The organism is Ruegeria sp. AB5 (assembly GCF_056542645.1).
In genome coordinates this window covers 1-541 of sequence record NZ_JBQGAE010000087.1, presented here as the reverse complement: position 1 = coordinate 541, position 541 = coordinate 1, and the positions used below count along the sequence as shown (strand labels likewise).

Annotated in this window: 1 protein-coding gene; it reads left to right on the top strand. The window is 55.5% G+C overall.

Annotation, left to right across the window (positions count from 1 at the left end; genetic code table 11):
• On the top strand, positions 1-509 hold a 509-nt coding region (locus ACR0L4_RS23750), incomplete at its 5' end, for a beta-barrel domain-containing protein (protein ID WP_480515684.1).
• Positions 510-541 lie beyond the last annotated feature (32 nt).

Below are 541 nucleotides of genomic sequence, written 5' to 3'. Positions count from 1 at the left end.
AGATTGCGCGTCTGGCGGAGCAGAAAGCGGCGTCTGTCGACCAACTCTCTCGCATGGATATCCGGGCACCACGGTCAGGCTTTGTCCATCAACTCAACGTGCACACGACAGGCAGCTTCATCAGTCCGGCAGAACCCATCCTGTTGATCGTTCCAAAAGAAGACGCACTTATCATCGAAACGCAGGTCGCACCGACAGATGTCGATCAGATCTTCACGGGTCAGCAGGCGACCATTCGCCTGCCTGGTTTAAACCAGCGCACAACACCGGAATTGAAAGGTCAGGTCGTCACGATTTCTGCTGAAACGACCCTCGATGAGGGAACCGGAATGAGTTTCTTCACCGTGCGGCTCCGGTTTCTGGAGGGAGAACGGGAGAAGATAGATGGCAACATCCTGATGCCAGGCATGCCGGTCGAAGCGCTGATCCAGACGGGCGAGCGCACGATCCTGTCTTATCTTATCAAACCAATCCAGGATCAGATCGCACATGCCATGCGCGAAGAGTAGTTTCCCAAGCAGGTGGTACACCGTGAGCGGTG